The following is a 20,002-nucleotide window of genomic DNA, read 5'->3' on the forward strand; positions in this document are numbered from 1 at the left end:
ACACAGGCTCCATCTCGTCAGTCACGCGGAGAGGTGCTGATTGAAGAAGCTGGTAAGCCTGTCGAACGGAATCAGGTCCACACGGTCGTAGAGATCGACGTGACCGGCGCCCTGGACCCAAACCAGTTCCTTGGGCTCGGCTGCCAGTCTGTAGGCTTCCTCGCTGAATTCTCTCGAATGCGCCTGATCGCCGCTGATGAACAGCATTGGGCGCGGCGAGATCGTCTCGATGTCATTGAACGGGTAGAAGTTCATGAATTTGACGTTGCTGGTCAGCGTCGGCTTAGTCGTTATCTGGTCGGAGACACCCGCCGGGGTAAACTCTCCGCGGGGTGTCCGATAGAAATCGTAGAACTCGCGCTGGATGGGATGCGTCGACGCGGTCAGTTCGAGATCAGTGCCGCCCGTATACTGGATTTGGCCGCCTTCGAATTCGGAGTAGCGCTGTTCGGCGGCCGCCGCGATGATCTGCTTCCGTTGCTCGACGCTTAGCGAGTGATTGAGTGCGTTTCGGTTCGCCGCGCCCATGTCATACATGCTGACCGTGGCGATGGCGCGCATGCGCGGGTCGATCTTGGCGGCGCTGATGACGAAGCTGCCGCTGCCGCAGACACCAATCGCGCCAATGCGGTTGCGGTCCACGAACGCGTGTGTCCCGAGGAAGTCCACCGCCGCGCTGAACGCCTCGGCATAGACATCCGGCGAAACGATCTGTCGGGCTTCGCCCCCGCTCTCGCCCCAGAATGGCAGGTCGATCGCCATGGCGATGAAGCCCTGCTCGGCCATCTTGGTGGCATAGAGGGTCGCGCTTTGCTCTTTCACCGCGCCCATTGGATGGCCGACGACGATGGCCGGATGACGTGCATTGCGGTCGAGGTTCTTGGGAACGAGCAGATTTCCCGCAACATTCATCTGGTATTGGCTCTTGAAGGTCACTTTCTCCAGCGTCACCTGACCGCTTGTATAGAAATTGTTTGCACCGTTTGACATATCTTGAGCCTTTGCGAAGGGAAAGTTGAAGAGTGACGCCCCACTGAAGGCGGCGATGCCGGAGCCGGTCAGCTTCAAAAGCTCCCGCCGGTGGATTTCACGCGCTGGTATTTTCGTATCAGGGGTATTCAAAGGCATTTCCGATCTCCTGTAAGTTTGGGTTGGAATTGAACCACTCGCCACTTTGGCCAGTCCTCTTCGAGTTTGAGCAGACGCCGACCGTTGCCGATCAGCGCGATTGCGAAGCCGGCCAGAACCAAGCTGCCGATGAAGATCGCGGAGATCGTCAGACCATACAGCAGCACCCCTCCGACTACCGCGCCCAGAAGGATCGAAGCCTGGATCGCCGCGACCATCAGGCCTGCCGGCGGCCTCGGCCGCATTTTGCGACATCCATGTCATCCAAATCACCGACATCGCGGTAATGCATTGTTGCAGTGCAAACCTAATGGTTTTGCCATAAAGCGATTACCCGTATAAATCGGCATGAACCTATCGACTATATCGAATAATTCGCTGCAAGCGACGGAGAGAGAAACTTCATGGCCAGAACCGATCTCAACCAATTGACGTGGTTTCAGGCTGTCGCAGAAGAGCGCAGCTTCACCAAGGCTGCGGCAAAGCTCGGCGTCGCGCAATCGACGCTCAGTCACACGATCAAGCAGCTCGAAACACGCATGGGCATACGCCTTCTGACCCGCACGACGCGTAATGTCGCGACGACCGTTGCGGGCGAAAGGCTGCTACAGACGATCACCCCGCGCATTGGTGAAATCGAAGACGAGATCACAGCGCTGATGGCGCTCCGCGAAAAGCCGTCAGGCTCGATCAGGTTGACCCTGTCCGACCACGCGCTCGAAAGCGTGGTCTGGCCGAAGCTTAAGCCGGTCCTCAGCGGCTATCCCGACATTGGCGTCGAACTGATCCTGGACAGCACCTTCCGCAACATTGTCGAGGAAGGCTTTGATGCCGGTGTCCGGCTTGGAGAGAGCGTCGAGAAAGACATGATCGCGGTCCGCATCGGCCCGGACTGGCGCTTAGTCGCCGTGGCTTCGCCGCGATACTTCGCGGCGCACGGCGTGCCTGTGCATCCGCAGGATCTGGTCCGGCACGTCTGCATCAACATGCGTCACGAAACCGCCGGTGGTCTGTACGCATGGGAGTTCGAGCAGGATGGACAGGCGCTGCGTGTCCGTGTGGACGGTCAACTTACCTTCAACAACTCCTACGCCATGATCGACGCGGCAGCGAGTGGCTATGGCATCGCCTATGTTCCCGAGAACATCGTGGAGCGGCACGTCGTCTCAGGATTGCTGGTGAAGGTCCTCGACGACTGGTCACCCTTCTTCGATGGCTATTTCCTCTATTATCCGAGCCGCCGCCAAAACCTTCCTGCGTTCAAGATCATTGTCGACGCGTTGCGGCATAGGGATCCGTCGGGATCGTGATGTCCCTTCGTCATATTGCACTCAGGGGCGTGGTCGATAGCGGCTCATTCCTGAATCTCGATAGGCGCAGCAGGAAAGGCATAGGTCGAGGTCCGGTATCCAACTCGAAGCGTTAGTTATAACCAGAACATCGCGTCGATGCTTGCGCGAAGGTTGGCCACAACTTTCTTCCCCATCGCGCCGGCTGGAGCGAAGCGCATGATCCTACAGGGAAATTGAATAGGTCCGCGGCCGCATCGCACCGCAGCGTAGATGTTGGCTCCCCGGGCCGGATTCGAACCAGCGACCAACCGGTTAACAGCCGGTTGCTCTACCACTGAGCTACCGGGGAACAGAGGCTCTTGCGTGAGTGGGGCAGCCTATAGCAAACCCGTTTCGGCTTTGCAAAGAAGCATTTCGCATTTTTTCGATGCTTTTTGGCGCGAGGCTTGCTGGCAATGGCCGGCGAGCGCCCTCATATGAGCTGTCTCTCGCCTGTCAAGGAACAGAAAAGGCCGTTGCGGCTTTCTCCGGCTGATGGTGCTACTGATGCAAACGGATCGACATTTCACATGACGGCAATGAGCGACGAACAGCCACCGGCCCGGAAAATCTCGGTCTTCGGCCGCCAGTTCACCATGCCGCGCTCGCGCGGCCTCAGGATTGCGATCGGCGTCGTGCTGATCATCGGCGGCATTCTCGGCTTCCTGCCGATCCTGGGTTTCTGGATGGTGCCGATCGGATTGCTGGTGCTCTCCTACGAATTCGCATTGGTGCGCCGTCACCGGCGCCGCTTCGTCGTCTGGTGGGAGCGACGGCGCCGGCCGGATTGAGACTGCCCTGCTGACAGGCCGGTATCCGGCAATTGTTTGAGAGCGGCGTGGTCGTCCAGGCCTCACCGAGGCTGGTCGAAACAGCTTTCCAGGCGTTCGCAAAGCTCCTTGAGAACGGCGGTAGCCGATGCCAGCCGCGCCCGGTCGCGCGGCGGCAGGCTGTTTGCGCCTTCTATGCTGAGGCGGTCGATGGCATAGCGCACAAGCTCTGCAGACTGCGACAATCCGCGCGACGTGCCGTCCTTCGTAGCTGCTCGACGCATGGCGGAGCCTCCTCTTTGCCCAACGTGGCCGCCGGTTTCGGGTTCCCGTCGCCCAGAATCATGCTTAACGATAAGCTAATATGTTATTGCTAAGATGGGCATTGCGTTGATAAGGCAGGGCATGGAATGTCGAGGAACCGTTGGGAATGCATGGTGGCCGCTTGACGGCATTTTCGCCGCAACCTATTGGAGCCGGGTGGAACGCCGGGAGCAATGAGGCCTCGTGGCGGAGTGGTTACGCAGAGGACTGCAAATCCTTGCACCCCGGTTCGATTCCGGGCGAGGCCTCCAATGCCCGAGCTCCCGCGCGTCAGCGCCAGGGGGCTTCAGTTCCGGTCGAAACAGCCGCGGCCTTTGCGCGGCAAGCGGATGGTTGGAACATGAGCGCTGATTTTGCCGAACGCCGGGTGAAGATGGTCGACGGCCAGATCCGCACCACCGACGTGACCAGCGCGCCGTTGCTCGAGGCGATGCTTGTGGTGCCGCGCGAGGCCTTTGTTGCCCCCGGCCAGCGCGATCTTGCCTATATCGACGAGGACATCCGCATTGCCGATACGGCCGATGGCCCGCGCTATCTGATGGAACCGTCGCCATTGGCCAAGCTGATGCAGCTGGCCGATATCGGCCCAAGCGATTCGGCACTCGATGTCGGCTGCGGCACCGGCTATGCGGCGGCGATCCTGTCGCGGCTGGCAAGGTCCGTGGTCGCGCTGGAAAGCGATGCGGCGCTGGCCGAGACCGCCACTTCGACGCTTGCGGCACTCGGTTGCGGCAATGTCACCGTGGTCCAGGGGCCGCTGCCGCAAGGCCACGCAGATAAGGCGCCTTACGACGTCATCCTGATCGGCGGCAGCGTCGGCGAGGTGCCGGCGGCGCTGTTCGACCAGCTTGCCGAAGGCGGCCGACTCGTCGCCGTGGAGGGGCAGGGCAATTCGGGCGTAGCCCGGCTTTTTTTTAAGACTGGAGGGGTTGTAACGGGAAGACGCGCATTTAATGCGGCAATTAAGCCACTACCGGGATTCGAACGCATTCCCGCCTTCGAATTCTGAGTGATTTTGCCTTGCAGCGAAGGCGCTGTCATGATCGCTTGCGTTTGAACAATCGTTGCTGATCTGCATAACCGGGTGTTTCTTGGGGGCTTTCAGCGGGGGAACGATAAAAAACGCGGCGCCGGCTGATCAGAAGGAGAAGCCAGCGTGGCGCAGTTCCCGTGCAAAACGAATGAGGGAATATAACGTGCCGTCTGTACGCAAGTTGCTTTTTACCGCTGTCCTCGTTTCGGCGACCGCGCTTTCTCCAATGGCCGCCTCGGCCGAAACCATTCTCGGGGCCCTTTCAAAAGCCTATCAGAACAATTCCTCGCTTAATTCGACACGCGCCGGCGTTCGCGTCACCGACGAGGGCGTTGCAATCGCAAAGTCCGGCTGGCGCCCGACCATCACCGGTTCCGCGGACATCGACTACACCAGCACCCATATCAATGGTACTAGTCGAACCGCGCGCATAACTACCGGCAACTTTGGCGTCCAGATCAATCAAACCCTGTTCGACGGCTTTCAGACCAGGAACAACGTCGCGGCCGCCGAAGCGCGGGTCAGCGCCTCGGTCGAGAGCCTGCGCAACACCGAAGAAAACACCCTTTTCAACGCGGCAAGTGCCTATATGGACGTCATCCGCGACCGCCAGATCGCGGTGCTGACCGAACAGAACCTGCAATTCCTGACCGAGCAGGCGCGTGCGGCGCGTTCGCGCTTCGAGGTCGGCGAAGGTACCCGCACCGACGTCGCGCAAGCCGACGCGCAGCGTGCCTCCGCGGTGGCGCAGTTGAGCGCCGCCCGCGCCACGGCGCTGGCAAGTGCCGCGACCTATCGCCAGATCGTCGGCGATGAGCCCGGCCGTCTCAGGCCGGCTTCGCCGCTGTCGAAGCTGTTGCCGTCGAGCCTCGATGCAGCGATCGCGATCGCATCGGCCGAACATCCGGCCATCCTCGCCACCGAGCACCTGGTCGACGCGGCGGCGTTTTCGGTTAAATCGGCCGAAGGCGCGCTGCTGCCGCAGCTTTCGGCTAGCGCCGGCGTTTCCGGCGACTATCGCAACACGGTTCCGGGCGTTCTTGGGGCATCGCAGGATGGCACAAGGACGTCGGCGAACATCGGCGCGACACTGACCGTGCCGATCTATTCCGGCGGACGGACCTCGGCGACCGTGCGCCAGAACAAGGAATCGCTCAGCCAGGCGCGGATCGAAGTCGACGTGAGTCGCGACCAGGTGCGCCAGGCCGTTACCTCGGCATGGTCGCAATACACCGCCGCGCAGCAAAGCGTCACGGCCAACCGGCAGGTGGTCGCCGCCGCGCAGCTTGCCCTGAACGGCGTCATCGAAGAGCGCAATGTCGGCCAGCGCACCACGCTCGACGTGCTCAACGCGCAGGCGACCCTCATCACCGCCAAGATCAATCTTGTCAGCGCCGAACGCGACGTGGTGGTGGCGAGCTATGCCATCCTCTCGGCGGTTGGCCATTTGTCGGCAGACCGCCTTGCGCTCAACGTGACGAAGTACAGGCCCGAAGAGCATTACAACGCCGTCAAGGACAAGTGGATCGGTCTGCGCACGCCGGACGGCCGCTGATCGCCAGGCCGTGTTTTCAGCCCGCGCTCGAACGACGCGCGGGCTTTCAACTCCCGACCCTAATCTGTTGAAATCCGAGATGTCGCCAGATTGGGGATTCTCGCAAGCCGTTCCGTCGGTTACGCTGTTGCCATGATTCGAATCCGGCATTGCCGGACAGGAAATCTGAGAACGAGTCACAAGGGCGGCGGATGTGACGATGGCGACGGCAAGCAGCGTACAGCGCGAACCTTCCATGGAAGAAATACTAGCTTCCATCAGAAGGATCATCGAGGACAGCGATACCGGCCGCAAGCAGCCGGGCGACGCCGACGAGCTGCGCCAGGATCTGCAACCGGCGCCGGCAGCCGGACTGGCAGCGGAGGGGGATGCGTTCCGCTCCGAACTGCGCGGCGGACTGGAGATCGCCAAGCCGGCCACGCGCGCCGAGGTGCAGCCAACGGCCGCGCCGGTCATTGAGCCCCTGGAAACGCCGCTGCGCGCCGGCCCGGAAAAGGCAGCGGTGACGCTGGCTGAGGTGAACACCGCTCCCGCAAAGCCGGATCGGCCTGCGACAGCCAAGGCTGCCGAGACGACCGACACCATCATCGCCGATTGGCGGCGCGAGATCGCGGCGGTCGGCGACGCGATGGCCAAGCCGGAGCGCGCCGAGCCACGCCGGACGCCGGACGCCGAGCCGAAAGCCGAGGTTTTCGAGAACGAGGCGACTGCTGAACCTGTGCCGGAGCCTTCGGAAATTGGGCCGGAGCCTTCGGAAAGCGGCCCGGAACGTTCTAAAATCGGCCCGGAATCTTCTAGAATCGGATTGGCGCGTCCGGCGGCCAGCGAGGCGCCGTCCCTTCGGCCGGCGATCCTTTCGGAGCATACGGGCCGGCAGGTTGCCGCCGCCTTCGGTGAGCTTTCAGACGCGTTTGCCAGCCGCAGCAAGAAGACCTTCGACGAGATGGCCGAGGAGATGCTGCGGCCGATGCTGCAGGACTGGCTGGACAACAACCTGCCGACGCTGGTCGAGCGGCTGGTGCGCGAGGAAATCGAGCGCGTCGCGCGCGGCGCGCAGTAGCAATTCGGAGAGCCGCCAATGGGCGGCGCTGGACCGGCGAATTGTCGAAGTCGGCGCTGCCCCTCATCCGCCTGCCGGCACCTTCTCCCCGTATAGTGACGGGGAGAAGGGGTTGACCGCAATTTAGGCGCCTTTTCCGCAACGTTCGTGACTGGCGAAAGCTTCAGTGCAGGCGTTTTTCTCCCCGTCACTATACGGGGAGAAATGCCCGGCAGCGGCATTCGCACAGTCAGCGCAAACCTGAAGCGATTGCCTTGCAACATTCAGTCCCGCGAGTTGCACCGAACCATCCCGGCGCTATCTATTGGCCATGCCGCCCTTGCGGTTGACTTGGCAACAACCTTCCGATTTACACCGGACCACAAATTCCGGACAGCGCGGACCGTTTTCCCATGCTCGAAAAGACCTACGACGCCAAAGCCGTCGAGCCGAAGATTGCCAGGATCTGGGAAGAGGCCGACGCGTTTCGGGCCGGTGCCGGGGCCGAGGAGGGGGCTGAAGCCTTCACCATCGTCATCCCGCCGCCGAACGTCACCGGCTCGCTGCATATGGGTCATGCGCTCAACAACACGCTGCAGGACATTCTGGTGCGCTTCGAGCGCATGCGCGGCAAGAACGTGCTGTGGCAGCCGGGGATGGACCATGCCGGCATCGCCACGCAGATGGTGGTCGAGCGCCAGCTTATAGAAAAGCAGATTCACCGCCGCGACCTGACGCGCGATGAGTTCATCGACAAGGTGTGGGAATGGAAGGCAGAATCCGGCGGCGCCATCCTCAACCAGCTGAAGCGGCTCGGGGCCTCGGCCGACTGGAGCCGGGAGCGCTTCACCATGGACGAGGGCCTGTCCAAGGCCGTGCTCGAAGTGTTCGTGACGCTCTACAAGGAAGGGCTGATCTACAAGGACAAGCGCCTTGTGAATTGGGACCCGAAGCTGTTGACCGCCATCTCGGATCTCGAGGTCGAGCAGCAGGAAGTCAACGGCAACCTCTGGCACTTCCGCTATCCGGTCGAAGGCATGACCTTCGATCCGGAAAATCCGAAGACCTTCATCACCGTTGCGACGACCCGCCCGGAGACGATGCTGGGTGATACGGCTGTCGCCGTCCACCCCGACGACGAACGTTTCCGGCATCTCGTCGGCAAGAACCTCATCCTGCCGATCGTCGGCCGCAGGATCCCGGTGGTGGCGGACGAGTATTCCGATCCCGAAAAAGGCAGTGGTGCGGTCAAGATCACGCCGGCGCATGACTTCAATGATTTCGAGGTCGGCAAGCGCCACCGGCTGCCGGCGGTCAACATCCTCACCGTCAATGCGGCGGTGAGCCTCAAGGACAATGAGGACTTTCTCGCCGGACTGGAAGTGACGCCGGAGCGCCAGGCCGTCTGGGACAGCCTCGACGGCCTCGACCGTTTCGATGCGCGCAAGAAGATCGTCGAGCTGATGCAGGCGGGCGGCTTTCTCGAGAAGGTCGAGCCGCATCGCCACACGGTGCCGCACGGCGACCGCGGCGGCGTGCCGATCGAGCCGTTTCTGACCGACCAGTGGTATGTCAATACGGCGGAACTGGCCAAGCCGGCGATCGCCTCGGTGCGCGAGGGCCGTACCAATTTCGTGCCCAAAAACTGGGAAAAGACCTATTTCGACTGGATGGAAAACATCCAGCCCTGGTGCATTTCGCGCCAGCTCTGGTGGGGCCACCAGATCCCGGCCTGGTACGGGCCGGACGGGCATGTCTTTGTCGAAAAGACCGAGGAAGAGGCGCTCGGTGCCGCCGTCGAATACTATCTGGCGCTGGAAGGGCCGTGGAAGGCCTGGGTCGAGGACAAGCTTGAGAATTTCCAGCCTGGCGAGATCCTGACCCGCGACGAGGACGTGCTCGATACATGGTTCTCGTCGGCGCTGTGGCCGTTCTCGACGCTTGGCTGGCCGGACCAGACGCCGGAGCTGAAGACCTATTACCCGACCGACGTGCTGGTGACCGGTTTCGACATCATCTTCTTCTGGGTCGCCCGCATGATGATGATGGGCCTGCATTTTATGGACCAGGAGCCGTTCCATACGGTCTACGTCCACGCGCTGGTTCGTGACAAGAACGGGCAGAAGATGTCGAAGTCGAAAGGCAACGTCATCGATCCGCTCGAGCTCATCGACGAATACGGCGCCGATGCGCTGCGCTTCACCTTGACTGTGATGGCAGCGCAAGGCCGCGATGTTAAGCTCGATCCGGCCCGCATTGCCGGTTATCGCAATTTCGGCACCAAGCTGTGGAACGCGACGCGCTTCGCCGAGATGAACGAAGTGGCGCGCGACGACGATTTCTGGCTGCAGGACGCCAAGCTGGCGGTCAACCGCTGGATCCTGACGGAGCTGACGCGAGCCGCGCGCGACATAACGGACGGCATCACCTCATACCGCTTCAACGAGGCGGCGGGTGCCGCCTACCGCTTCGTCTGGAACCAGTTCTGCGACTGGTACCTGGAACTGCTGAAGCCGGTGTTCATGGGCACCGACGAGGCCGCCAAGGCCGAGAGCAGGGCCTGCGTCGCCTTCGTGCTCGACGAGATCTACAAGCTGCTGCATCCGATGATGCCGTTCATGACCGAGGAACTGTGGGCCGAAACCGCCGGCGAGGGCAGGCAACGGCAATCGCTGCTTTGTCATGCGGCATGGCCGTCGCCCGACTTCGAGGACGAGGCGGCCGCCGCCGATATCAACTGGCTGATCGACCTTGTCTCCGGCATCCGCTCGGTGCGTTCGGAGATGAACGTGCCGCCGGCGGCTATCGCACCGCTCGTGGTGATCGGCGCCAACGACGCGACACACGAAAGGCTCGAGCGTCAGAGCTCGGCTATCAAGCGTCTGGCGCGGGTCGGCGACATCTCGCTCGCCGAGGCGCCACCCAGGGGATCCGCCCAGATCGTCGTCAACGAGGCGACGATCTGCCTGCCGCTCGGCAGCCTGATCGACCTTGCCGCCGAGGCAGCGCGCCTGCACAAGGAGCTTGCGAAGGTGACCGAGGAAATAGCGCGGCTCTACAAGAAGCTGTCCAACGAGAAATTCGTCGCCAACGCGCCGGAAGAGGTGGTGGAGGCCGAGCGTGAAAAACTCGCCGAATATCGCGAGGCGCAAGAGAAGCTTTCGGTGGCATTGGCGCGGGTGCGCGATGCCGGTTGATCGAATAGATTGGGCCGGTTGATCGAACAGATTGGGCCGGCTGATCAAACAAGTTGATCGAACAGATTGGGCCGGCTGATCAAACAAATTGGGCCTGCTGGCCGCAATAGATTCGCCGGTCACGAATCTGCCTTCCAGACAGGCCGCCTGCCACGAAAACGGGCATTCCGCAGCGTAAATCTTGAGGCAAACTGAATGTTTTTGCCCCATTGTTGCCGTAATGTAACAATGGCTAATTGGGCACGCAAAATGCCCTGTTTTGTAGTGATTTAGGGGTTTTTCCCGAGTTTTCTCGTCGATCTGTATTGTGGCGGCCATTTTCCCGCCTCGGTAAGAAGGCCGACACCTTGTCGGAAATGCGTTCAGCCAAGCTGTACATGTACGCACGGCGAATTCGTTGTTGCGCCGTTAACCTGAATTGGTTCTAGCTTGATGCAAGGATATTTCGGGGAGGAGATTCATGTGTTATTCGCGTCTGAAAGTGCTGCTGGGCGCGGGGGCTTTTTCGCTGGCTTTGGCTGGGACGGTGCAGGCCGGGGGCTTTGACCGGGGCGGCGTCAACATCGACCAGCTGTTCGACGCGGCGCCATATTCGTTCGACGCAGGCGTCACCTATGTTTCGCCACAGCGCAAACTCAAGAATGTGCAGCGTCTCGATGGCTCGGGTTTGTCGACATCGGCGGTGGACGTTGGTGGCGATTATGCGGTGCCGCATGTCGGCATCAAGGCCAACATCTTTGAGCCCGTAGACTGTCTTGCCACCTATACGAGACCGTATGGTGCGGACGCGAATTTCGGCATGAACAACGCCTATTCGCCGACAGCGGTCAAATACGCCGTCGACACAGACGATTTCGGTCTCACCTGCTCCTATAAGGTGAACGTCGGCAAGGGCTCCGTACGATTCATCGGCGGTGTCTCCTACCAGCAGGTAGACGCGTTTCTTTCCCGTCAGACACTGCTCGCCTTCGGCAATACCGGCCTCGGTGTCTTCAAGCTATCCGACGAGGCATGGGGTTGGCGTGCGGGCGCAGCCTATGAGATCCCCGAGATCGCTCTGCGCGCCAGCCTGATGTACTCTTCGAGCTACAAATATGACGGGCTGTCGGGAACCGTCGACACGACCGGCTTCAGGGGCGCCTTTCCAGCGGATCTGATTCCCGGCTCTACCGGCGTGTACCCAGTCTCGGCGTCGGCTGAGATACCTCAGGCTCTGGAATTCAAGCTGCAGAGCGGCATAGCTCCTGGCTGGCTGGCCTTTGGTTCCATCCGCTGGCAGGAGTGGAGCAAGCTTGGCGTCATTGCCATCAATGGCGTGCGCAGTCCGGTAACCGGTTTGCCCTCGCCCGTTTCATTCGACCTGCTTTATCGCGACGGCTGGACGGTCACGGGCGGTATCGGGCACAAGTTCACCGATCAATTGTCGGGCGTGGTTTCGCTGACCTGGGATCGCGGCACCTCGACGACCTCCGGCTATCAGTCGGATACCTGGGCCGTCGCCAGCGGCGTCTCCTATTCGCCGAACGACCAGGTCGAGGTCAGGCTCGGCGGCTCGATCGGTGTGCTGACGAGCGGGTCATCGACTTTCAGCGGTGTCGGCGACGTGGCAAATGCCGTTACCTACACCTACGGCAACGACCTGCTTCTCGCTGGTTCGGCTTCCGTCAAGATCAAGTTCTAACTATTGAATTTTAAACGACAAAACGGCCGGGCGCTGCCCGGCCGTTTTGTTCGGTGCGTCATCCGGCATTCGGCCAATGCAACAAATTGCCCCCCATGATGTTCGCTCCGATAATTGTGACGTTTTGGCAACAGTTTCTGAACAACCCTCGCGTCGCCCGGCCGCCCGAGAACATTGCCTATTTCCCGCCATAAACCCGGCGCACCTCGAACCTGTCTCGGGACATGCGCCAAAAGGCTAGGCGAAGAGGCAGGCCGCACCGCCCGCGGCAAGGACGAGTATGGACGCCAGAGCGATCTCCAAGGCCAAGCTGCCGAGCCGCCACGTGACCGTTGGTCCCGAGCGGGCGCCGCATCGCTCCTACCTTTATGCAATGGGGCTGTCGGCGGCCGAGATCGCGCAGCCTCTGGTCGGTGTCGCCAGCTGCTGGAACGAGGCCGCCCCCTGCAACATCTCGCTGATGCGCCAGGCGCAAGTGGTCAAGAAGGGCGTGGCGGCCGCCAACGGCACGCCACGCGAATTCTGCACCATCACCGTCACCGACGGCATCGCCATGGGTCATCAGGGCATGAAGTCGTCGCTGGTGTCGCGCGAGGTCATCGCCGACTCGGTCGAGCTCACCATGCGCGGCCATTGCTACGATGCGCTGGTTGGATTGGCCGGTTGCGACAAGTCGCTGCCCGGCATGATGATGGCCATGGTGCGCCTCAACGTACCGTCGATCTTCATCTATGGCGGCTCGATACTGCCCGGCAGCTACCGTGGCCGGCAGATCACCGTGCAGGACGTGTTCGAGGCGGTCGGCCAGCATTCGGTCGGCACGATCGGCGACGCCGAGCTGCTCGAGATCGAGCAAGCCGCCTGTCCGTCGGCCGGCTCCTGCGGCGCCCAGTTCACCGCCAATACCATGGCCACCGTCGCTGAGGCGATCGGCCTGGCGCTGCCCTATTCCTGCGGCGCGCCGGCACCCTACGAGATGCGAGACCGCTTCAATTTCGCTTCCGGCGAAAAGATCATGGAGCTGATCGCAAGGAACATCCGCCCGCGCGACATCGTTACTATAGAAGCGTTGGAAAATGCCGCGACCGTGGTCTCGGCCACCGGCGGCTCGACCAACGCGGCGCTGCATCTGCCGGCGATCGCGCACGAGGCCGGGATAAAGTTCGATCTTTTCGACGTGGCCAAGATATTCGAGAAAACACCCTATATCGCCGACCTCAAGCCGGGCGGCAAATACGTCGCCAAGGACATGTTCGAGGCCGGCGGCATTCCGCTCTTGATGAAGACGCTGCTCGACCATGGCTATCTTCACGGCGATTGCCTGACGGTGACCGGCCGCACTTTGGCCGAAAATATGGAACATGTTTCCTGGAATGACAGCCAGGATGTGGTCCGTCCCGCCAATAGGCCGATTACCCAGACCGGCGGGGTCGTGGGCTTGAAGGGTAACCTTGCCCCCGAAGGCGCGATCGTGAAGGTCGCAGGCATGGCGGAACTCAAATTCTCGGGTCCGGCACGCTGCTTCGATTCGGAAGAGGAATGTTTCGAGGCTGTTACGCACCGTAACTATAGCGAAGGCGAGGTTCTCGTCATCCGTTACGAGGGTCCGCGCGGCGGCCCGGGCATGCGCGAAATGCTGTCGACGACGGCGGCTCTCTACGGCCAGGGCATGGGCGGCAAGGTAGCGCTCATCACCGACGGGCGTTTTTCGGGCGCAACGCGCGGTTTCTGCATCGGCCATGTCGGGCCGGAAGCGGCAGTGGGCGGCCCGATCGGGCTGCTTAGGGATGGCGACTTGATTTCGATCGATGCGGTGAACGGCACGATCGAGGTTGCATTGTCCAAGGCCGAACTGGCGGCGAGGGCAAAATCATGGAAGGCGCGCACGACCGACTATCAGTCGGGCGCGATCTGGAAATACGCACAGACGGTCGGACCTGCCCGCGACGGCGCGGTCACCCATCCCGGCGGTGCCAAAGAAACACACTGCTATGCGGACATCTGAGTTGTTGAGGTCGTCTGTCCTTTCGGCACTGGTTGCGCTCGCCACGTTTGGCGCGACCTTGGGCGCCGTCGGCCAGGCCATGGCCTTCGACGACAAGGTGTTCGACGACAAGACCGGCGTGAAGCCGCAGTCGAGCCCGTGGGCGGTGTTCCAGTTCGGCTTTTCCGCCTACAAGAACGGCCATAAGGAGCAGGCCGCGGAAGCCTATAAATATGCCGCCGAGAACGGCCAGATCGGCGCCACCTGGAAGCTTGCGCGCATGTATGCCGAAGGCGATGGCGTGGCGCGAGACGACTACGCGGCGTTCAAGTTCTTCAGCGAGATCGTCGACCAGGATGTCGAGCCCGGTTCGCCCGAGGAAAGCTATGTTTCGGACGCGCTGGTGGCGCTCGGCGACTATCTGAGGAAGGGCATTCCCGGCAGCCCCGTCGAGGAGAACGAGGTGGCGGCCCAGGAATATTACATGCGTGCCGCCGCCAACTACCGCAACCCGAACGCCCAGTTCGAGATGGGCCAGATGTTCCTCAAGGGTGAGGGCGGCGTCAAGGCCAGCGTCAAGCAGGCCGGACGCTGGTTCCAGCTGGCGGCCGAAAAGGGCCATGCGGGCGCGCAGGCGACGCTCGGCAACCTGCTTTTCCAAAGCGGCAAGATCGTGCGGGGGCTGGCGATGATGACCGCGGCGCTCGAACGGGCCTCACCCGCCGACCAGCCATGGATCCGCGGCATGCAGGAAGAAGCGTTTGCGGCCGCCGGCGAAGCCGACCGCCGCACCGCGATCTCGCTGGCCGACGACATCCTCACCAAGGGTGGCGGCGACCAATAGGTCGGCAGAATTTCCGTTTTGAGATCAATTGTCGGTCGGTTCCGCCGGCATGCCGCTGGGCGCCGGTGTTGAGATCGGCGTGCCCTGCAGATGTGGGGCCAGCGTGTTCTCCGGGCAGCCATCCCGCTGCTTTGTCCAGGATGTGTTGTTGAGCACCATCTCGCAACGGGCGAGGTAGCTTTGGCCGGCAAGCGTCAGGCAGGCGACCCGGCCGATCTGGAATGATTTGCCGTTAGCCAGGCACTCTGCATCGGCAAAAGCCGGCGTCGCCACCGCCATCGCAAGCGCGCAGCCGATCGGGCAAAGTGCAAATCGAGTAGTCATGGGAACCCCAGCCACCATGATGATTTCTCATTAAGCGCGCGATTTGTGGCGATAAGAGGTCAACTTATCATTGTGCCGCCGGACAGCAGCTCCGGTCAGGCCGGCTGCAGCGCCAGATCGATCGCCACCGGCACGTGGTCGGAGGGTTTTTCCCAGGCGCGCACCTGTTTTTCGATCGAAGCCGAGGAAAACCAGTTGGCGGCTTCGGGCGACAGAAGCAGGTGGTCAATGCGGATGCCGTTGTTCTTCTGCCAGGCGCCGGCCTGATAGTCCCAGAACGTAAAAATGTCCGGGGCGTCGGTGACGGCACGCACGGCTTCGGTGAAGCCGAGATTCTTCAGCCGCCGGAACGCTTGCCGCGTCGCGGGCTGGAACAGTGCATCGCTTAGCCAGTTTTCCGGATACTTCGCGTCGATCGGCTCGGGAATGACATTGTAGTCGCCGGCCAGGACCAGCGGCTCTTCCAGAGCAAGCCGCTCCTCGGCCCAGCGCTCAAGTCGCGCCATCCAGGAAAGCTTGTAGGAGAACTTCTTCTCGTCGTCGATCGGGTTGCCGTTCGGCAGATAGATCGAGGCAACGCGCAAGGCGCCCTTGTCGGTCGAGAACACGCCCTCGATGAAACGCGCCTGCTCGTCGGCATCGTCGCCCGGCAAGCCGCGATTGACCTCGTCGAAACGCAGCTTCGACAGGATGGCGACGCCGTTGAAGCCTTTTTGGCCGTAAGTCTCGACATTGTAGCCGAGCGCCTCGATCTCGGCGCGGGGAAACTGCTCGTCGACCGTCTTGATCTCCTGCAGGCAGGCGATGTCGGGCGCGCTTTCCGTCAGCCAATGGGTCAAGTTGCCGATGCGGGCGCGAACGCCGTTGATGTTCCAGGTGACGATTTTCATGACGGCCTCGATAGGCTGGTGGTCCGGAGACTAGCGATCCGGTGGATGACGTTCGACAAGGCCGATCGTATTGCCTGCCGGGTCCTTTAGGAAGGCCATCCATTCGCTTTCCCCCGCCTGGCCGAACAGGCCTTCGGTGTCGCGATGGACGAGCGCCGGCGGCGCGGTGAAGGGAACACCCGCGGCCCTTGCCGAAGCGTGGAACTCGTCGAGGCCCGATATGTCGAGATAGACGGTGCCGGCAGGCAGGCCGTCGGTGAAAAGCAGGCGCACGTCACCGGCCATGATAAAGGCGATGCCCGGCGGATCGAAACGCGCATGCAGGTTCATGCCGAGCACCTCGCGCCAGAACGCCAGCGTCGCATCGAGGTCGCGCCCGGCGGAAAGCGCGACCTGACGGACCGCGCCGATGTCGGGCATTTCTAGATCGAGAAGCTGGTGCCGCAGCCGCAGGAGGCGACCGCATTGGGGTTTCTGATCTGGAACGACTGGCCCATCAGATCGTCGACGAAATCGATCACCGAGCCGCCCATATAGACCAGCGACAGGTCGTCGATCAGCACGGTGGCGCCGTCCTTCTCGATGGCGACGTCGTCGTCATTGCGCCTGTCGACCAGGTCGAACTTGTAGGAGAAGCCGGAACAGCCGCCGCCCTCGACCGAAACGCGCAGCGCCGTCTTGCCGGCTTCGCTCGCCACAATCTTGGCGATCCGCCTGGCGGCGGCGTCGGTCATCTCGACTTTCATGGCGGTCTTGGCATCAGCGCCCATGGGCGTCACCTTGCTTTCGGTTTCGTATGATAGGTATGAAGCGCGACGGGGCAAGTCAACTGCGGCATACGCTATGACCAATGAGTTGGGCGACATCGGATTCGGCTATCGGCCGCGCGCGGCCTATGCCAGCGACCCGGCGAAGTCGCGCGGGCGGCTGTTCGACGAGGTGGAAAGCCCGACGCGCACGCCCTTCCAGCGCGACCGCGACCGCATCATCCATTCGACGGCGTTCCGCCGGCTGAAGCACAAGACGCAAGTGTTCGTCGCACACGAAGGCGATCATTACCGCACCAGGCTGACGCATTCGATCGAGGTCGCGCAAATCGCACGCGCTCTGGCGCGGGCGCTGCGCGGCGACGAGGACCTGGCCGAGGCGGTGGCCCTGGTGCACGACTTCGGCCACACGCCCTTCGGCCATACCGGCGAGGACGCGCTGAACGACAAGATGGCCGCCTGGGGCGGCTTCGACCACAATGCACAGTCGCTGCGTGTGGTGACGCGGCTGGAGCGGCGCTATGCCGAGTTCGATGGGCTGAACCTCACCTGGGAAACGCTGGAGGGGCTGGTCAAGCACAATGGCCCGCTGACCGATGCCAAGGGGAAAGGGCTGAAGGGGCCGGTGCCGCAGGCTATCCGCGACTATTCCGAACTGCACGACCTCGAGCTCGACCGCTTCGCTGGTATCGAGGCGCAGTGCGCGGCGATTGCCGACGACATCGCCTACAACACCCACGACATCGATGACGGCTTGAGGGCAGGGCTGTTGACGCTCGATATGCTGGAAGGCGTCTCGCTGCCGGGGTCGATCCTCAAGGGCGTGCGTCAGCGCTATCCGGCGCTCGATGACGTACGCACCGGCCACGAGCTGATGCGCCGGCAGATCACCATCATGGTCGAGGACGTGATCGTCTCGACGACGGCCAATCTGGCGCGCATCAAGCCTGACAGCGCCGAAGCGGTAAGGGCGGCCGGCGAGCCGATGGTGAGCTTCTCCGCCGAGACGGCCGTATTGGAAAAGGAGCTGAAGGCCTTTCTCTACAAGCACCTCTACCGGCATGCGGAGGTCATGCGGGTGCGCGCCGATGCCGACCAGATCGTCAGGGACCTGTTCGACGTCTATTTCGCCGATCCGCGCGCCATGCCGGATGGCTGGCGCGAAGGGCTCGACCGGGCAGAGGACCGCGTCAAGGCGCGCAGCGTTGCCGATTTCCTGGCTGGCATGACGGACACTTATGCACTCAAGGAACACAGGCGTTTGTTTGACCATACGCCGGATTTGAGCTAGGGCGGGCGCGATTTTGCCGGCCAACGAGCCGGATCCCTGCAAAACCGTCAGAGCCACAGCAATGAACATCTTCGCCGATTTCAACGCGCGAATCATAAAGGCCGTCGAAGCGCTTGATTTGAAAGACAAGGATGGCGTGTCGCCGGACCTGTCGCGCATCGCCGTCGAGCCGCCGCGCGATGCCAGCCATGGCGATCTCGCGACCAACGCTGCCATGGTGTTGGCCAAGCCGACCGGCCAGAACCCGCGTGCGCTGGCCGAAAGGCTGGCTGAGGCGCTGCGCGCCGACGAGGATATCGCGGCCGCCGAGATCGCCGGCCCGGGCTTCGTCAATCTCAGGCTCAAGGACGGCTTCTGGCAGGCGCATCTGACGGCGCTGCTCGAAGAAGGCCGCAACTACGGCCGCTCGACTATCGGCGGCGGCAAGAAAACCAATGTCGAATATGTCTCGGCCAACCCGACCGGCCCGATGCATGTCGGCCATTGCCGGGGTGCTGTGGTCGGCGACGCGCTGGCCAATCTGATGGCCTTCGCCGGTTACGACGTGACCAAGGAATACGTCATCAACGATGCCGGTTCGCAGATCGACGTGCTCGGACGCTCAGTCATGCTGCGCTACCGCGAAGCGCTCGGCGATGAGATCGGCGACATTCCGGCCGGGCTTTATCCAGGCGACTATCTGATCCCCGTTGGTCAGGCGCTGGCCAGCGAATTCGGCCGCTCCCTGCTGCAGATGCCGGACGAAGAGGCGCTTGCCATCGTCAAGGACAGGACGATCGATGCGATGATGGCGATGATCCGTGAGGATCTGGCGCTGCTCAACGTGCATCACGACGTCTTTTTCTCAGAGCGCACATTGCATGCCAACAATGCCAAGAAGATTCGCTCGGCGATCAGCGACCTGACGCTGAAGGGCCACATCTACAAGGGCAAGCTGCCGCCGCCCAAGGGCGAGAAGCCGGAGGACTGGGAGGACCGCGAGCAGACGCTGTTCCGCTCGACCGCGGTCGGCGACGACATGGACCGGGCGCTGGTCAAGTCGGACGGCACCTTCACCTATTTCGCCGCCGATGTCGCCTACCTCAAGGACAAGGTCGATCGCGGCTTCGTCAACCTGATCTATGTGCTTGGCGCCGATCACGGCGGCTACGTGAAACGGCTGGAAGCGCTTGCCCGGGCGATTGCCGGCGACGAGGTCAAGCTTACCGTGCTGCTTTGCCAGCTGGTGAGGCTGTTTCGCGCCGGCGAGCCGGTGCGGATGGGAAAGCGAACTGGGAATTTCGTCACTCTTCGGGAGGTCATCGAAGAAGTTGGACGAGATGCAGTTCGCTTCATGATGCTCTACCGCAAGAACGACGCGCCGCTCGACTTCGACTTCGCCAAGGTGACCGAGCAGTCGAAGGACAATCCGGTGTTCTACGTGCAGTATGCCTCGGCGCGCTGCCATTCGGTGTTCCGGCAGGCGAGCGAGCAATTGGGCGAGGCCATGTTCGACCGCAACCAGCTGGCCGCCGAAGTGGCTTTGCTGACCGACGAGGGCGAGATCGGCCTGATCAGGAAGCTCGCCGAATATCCTCGGCTGATCGAAGCCGCGGCGCTCGCGCTCGAGCCCCACCGGCTGGCATTTTACCTCTACGAACTCGCTTCCAGCTTCCACGGACACTGGAACCGGGGCACCGATAATCCCGACTTACGTTTTGTTAAGGTTAACGACCGACAATTGACGCATGCCAGACTAGGGCTGGTGCAGGCTGTTTCGGACGTTTTGACGTCCGGCCTGACGCTGATCGGAGCCAATGCGCCCACCGAAATGCGTTAGGTTTGAGTAAAAAACCTGTCACCTT

Annotated in this window: 18 protein-coding genes and 2 tRNA genes; 12 read left to right on the forward strand and 8 right to left on the reverse strand. The window is 62.0% G+C overall.

Features of this window, described 5'->3' with window-relative positions; all coding sequences use genetic code 11:
* Nucleotides 1-21 precede the first annotated feature (21 nt).
* The gene (locus tag NKH60_RS09985) at nucleotides 22-1,068 is read right to left on the reverse strand and encodes an alpha/beta hydrolase (RefSeq protein WP_352830969.1); all 1,047 of its coding nucleotides are present in this window, start codon (nucleotides 1,066-1,068) and stop codon (nucleotides 22-24) included.
* Between the two features lie 50 nt (nucleotides 1,069-1,118).
* Entirely contained in the window at nucleotides 1,119-1,346 is a 228-nt protein-coding gene (locus NKH60_RS09990; RefSeq protein WP_352470377.1) for a hypothetical protein, read from the reverse strand.
* A 186-nt stretch (nucleotides 1,347-1,532) separates the two neighbouring features.
* Between NKH60_RS09990 and NKH60_RS09995 the strand changes: the two genes are divergently transcribed.
* Nucleotides 1,533-2,438, forward strand: coding sequence for a LysR family transcriptional regulator (locus tag NKH60_RS09995; protein WP_352771454.1), 906 nt, complete (start codon nucleotides 1,533-1,535; stop codon nucleotides 2,436-2,438).
* A gap of 256 nt (nucleotides 2,439-2,694) precedes the next feature.
* On the opposite strand, the gene NKH60_RS10000 is transcribed toward NKH60_RS09995, so the two are convergent.
* A tRNA-Asn gene (locus tag NKH60_RS10000) sits at nucleotides 2,695-2,769 on the reverse strand.
* A 220-nt stretch (nucleotides 2,770-2,989) separates the two neighbouring features.
* Here NKH60_RS10000 and NKH60_RS10005 point away from each other — a divergent pair.
* The gene (locus NKH60_RS10005) at nucleotides 2,990-3,250 is read left to right on the forward strand and encodes a hypothetical protein (protein ID WP_023676401.1); all 261 of its coding nucleotides are present in this window, start codon (nucleotides 2,990-2,992) and stop codon (nucleotides 3,248-3,250) included.
* A gap of 62 nt (nucleotides 3,251-3,312) precedes the next feature.
* Here NKH60_RS10005 and NKH60_RS10010 read toward each other — a convergent pair whose 3' ends face one another.
* Complete coding sequence (locus NKH60_RS10010; RefSeq protein ID WP_156937330.1) at nucleotides 3,313-3,513, reverse strand: hypothetical protein; 201 nt, start codon at nucleotides 3,511-3,513, stop codon at nucleotides 3,313-3,315.
* Nucleotides 3,514-3,730: 217 nt separating this feature from the next.
* Between NKH60_RS10010 and NKH60_RS10015 the strand changes: the two genes are divergently transcribed.
* The 8 genes from NKH60_RS10015 to NKH60_RS10050 all read left to right on the forward strand — a co-directional run bounded on the left by NKH60_RS10015 (nucleotide 3,731) and on the right by NKH60_RS10050 (nucleotide 14,886).
* A tRNA-Cys gene (locus tag NKH60_RS10015) sits at nucleotides 3,731-3,804 on the forward strand.
* A gap of 89 nt (nucleotides 3,805-3,893) precedes the next feature.
* Nucleotides 3,894-4,562: a protein-L-isoaspartate O-methyltransferase family protein gene (locus NKH60_RS10020; protein ID WP_352500882.1), complete on the forward strand. Its 669-nt coding sequence runs from the start codon at nucleotides 3,894-3,896 to the stop codon at nucleotides 4,560-4,562.
* 187 nt (nucleotides 4,563-4,749) lie between these two features.
* Nucleotides 4,750-6,141, forward strand: coding sequence for a TolC family outer membrane protein (locus NKH60_RS10025; RefSeq protein ID WP_023676398.1), 1,392 nt, complete (start codon nucleotides 4,750-4,752; stop codon nucleotides 6,139-6,141).
* Nucleotides 6,142-6,340: 199 nt separating this feature from the next.
* Nucleotides 6,341-7,201: a DUF2497 domain-containing protein gene (locus NKH60_RS10030; protein ID WP_352831518.1), complete on the forward strand. Its 861-nt coding sequence runs from the start codon at nucleotides 6,341-6,343 to the stop codon at nucleotides 7,199-7,201.
* 392 nt (nucleotides 7,202-7,593) lie between these two features.
* Nucleotides 7,594-10,377 carry a valine--tRNA ligase gene (locus NKH60_RS10035; RefSeq protein ID WP_352831520.1) on the forward strand — a complete coding sequence of 928 codons (2,784 nt, stop codon included), beginning with the start codon at nucleotides 7,594-7,596 and terminating at the stop codon, nucleotides 10,375-10,377.
* A gap of 460 nt (nucleotides 10,378-10,837) precedes the next feature.
* Nucleotides 10,838-12,058 carry an OmpP1/FadL family transporter gene (locus NKH60_RS10040; protein WP_352500879.1) on the forward strand — a complete coding sequence of 407 codons (1,221 nt, stop codon included), beginning with the start codon at nucleotides 10,838-10,840 and terminating at the stop codon, nucleotides 12,056-12,058.
* A gap of 280 nt (nucleotides 12,059-12,338) precedes the next feature.
* Nucleotides 12,339-14,063, forward strand: a complete 1,725-nt coding sequence (ilvD, locus tag NKH60_RS10045) for a dihydroxy-acid dehydratase (RefSeq protein ID WP_352816843.1) — start codon at nucleotides 12,339-12,341, stop codon at nucleotides 14,061-14,063.
* The gene (locus NKH60_RS10050) at nucleotides 14,050-14,886 is read left to right on the forward strand and encodes a tetratricopeptide repeat protein (protein WP_023678939.1); all 837 of its coding nucleotides are present in this window, start codon (nucleotides 14,050-14,052) and stop codon (nucleotides 14,884-14,886) included. The genes ilvD and NKH60_RS10050 overlap by 14 nt, the downstream gene beginning before the upstream one ends.
* A 24-nt stretch (nucleotides 14,887-14,910) precedes the next feature.
* Here the strand turns inward: NKH60_RS10050 and NKH60_RS10055 are convergent, their stop codons facing one another.
* The 4 genes from NKH60_RS10055 to erpA form a co-directional block, all read right to left on the reverse strand.
* Nucleotides 14,911-15,228: a hypothetical protein gene (locus tag NKH60_RS10055; protein ID WP_023678938.1), complete on the reverse strand. Its 318-nt coding sequence runs from the start codon at nucleotides 15,226-15,228 to the stop codon at nucleotides 14,911-14,913.
* Between the two features lie 77 nt (nucleotides 15,229-15,305).
* Nucleotides 15,306-16,100: an exodeoxyribonuclease III gene (xth, locus tag NKH60_RS10060; protein ID WP_023678937.1), complete on the reverse strand. Its 795-nt coding sequence runs from the start codon at nucleotides 16,098-16,100 to the stop codon at nucleotides 15,306-15,308.
* A gap of 30 nt (nucleotides 16,101-16,130) precedes the next feature.
* Nucleotides 16,131-16,520 (reverse strand): VOC family protein, encoded by a 390-nt coding sequence (locus NKH60_RS10065; RefSeq protein WP_352470415.1) that lies wholly within the window; start codon nucleotides 16,518-16,520, stop codon nucleotides 16,131-16,133.
* A 2-nt stretch (nucleotides 16,521-16,522) separates the two neighbouring features.
* Nucleotides 16,523-16,870, reverse strand: a complete 348-nt coding sequence (erpA, locus tag NKH60_RS10070; RefSeq protein ID WP_254818314.1) for an iron-sulfur cluster insertion protein ErpA — start codon at nucleotides 16,868-16,870, stop codon at nucleotides 16,523-16,525.
* Between the two features lie 73 nt (nucleotides 16,871-16,943).
* On the opposite strand from erpA, the gene NKH60_RS10075 reads away from it, so the two are divergent.
* Both NKH60_RS10075 and argS read left to right on the forward strand, forming a co-directional pair.
* Nucleotides 16,944-18,158, forward strand: coding sequence for a deoxyguanosinetriphosphate triphosphohydrolase (locus NKH60_RS10075; RefSeq protein WP_352831522.1), 1,215 nt, complete (start codon nucleotides 16,944-16,946; stop codon nucleotides 18,156-18,158).
* Nucleotides 18,159-18,219: 61 nt separating this feature from the next.
* The gene (argS, locus tag NKH60_RS10080; RefSeq protein WP_352850148.1) at nucleotides 18,220-19,977 is read left to right on the forward strand and encodes an arginine--tRNA ligase; all 1,758 of its coding nucleotides are present in this window, start codon (nucleotides 18,220-18,222) and stop codon (nucleotides 19,975-19,977) included.
* The last annotated feature ends 25 nt before the right edge of the window (nucleotides 19,978-20,002 follow it).

The organism is Mesorhizobium sp. M1006 (assembly GCF_040318825.1).
GTDB lineage: Bacteria > Pseudomonadota > Alphaproteobacteria > Rhizobiales > Rhizobiaceae > Mesorhizobium.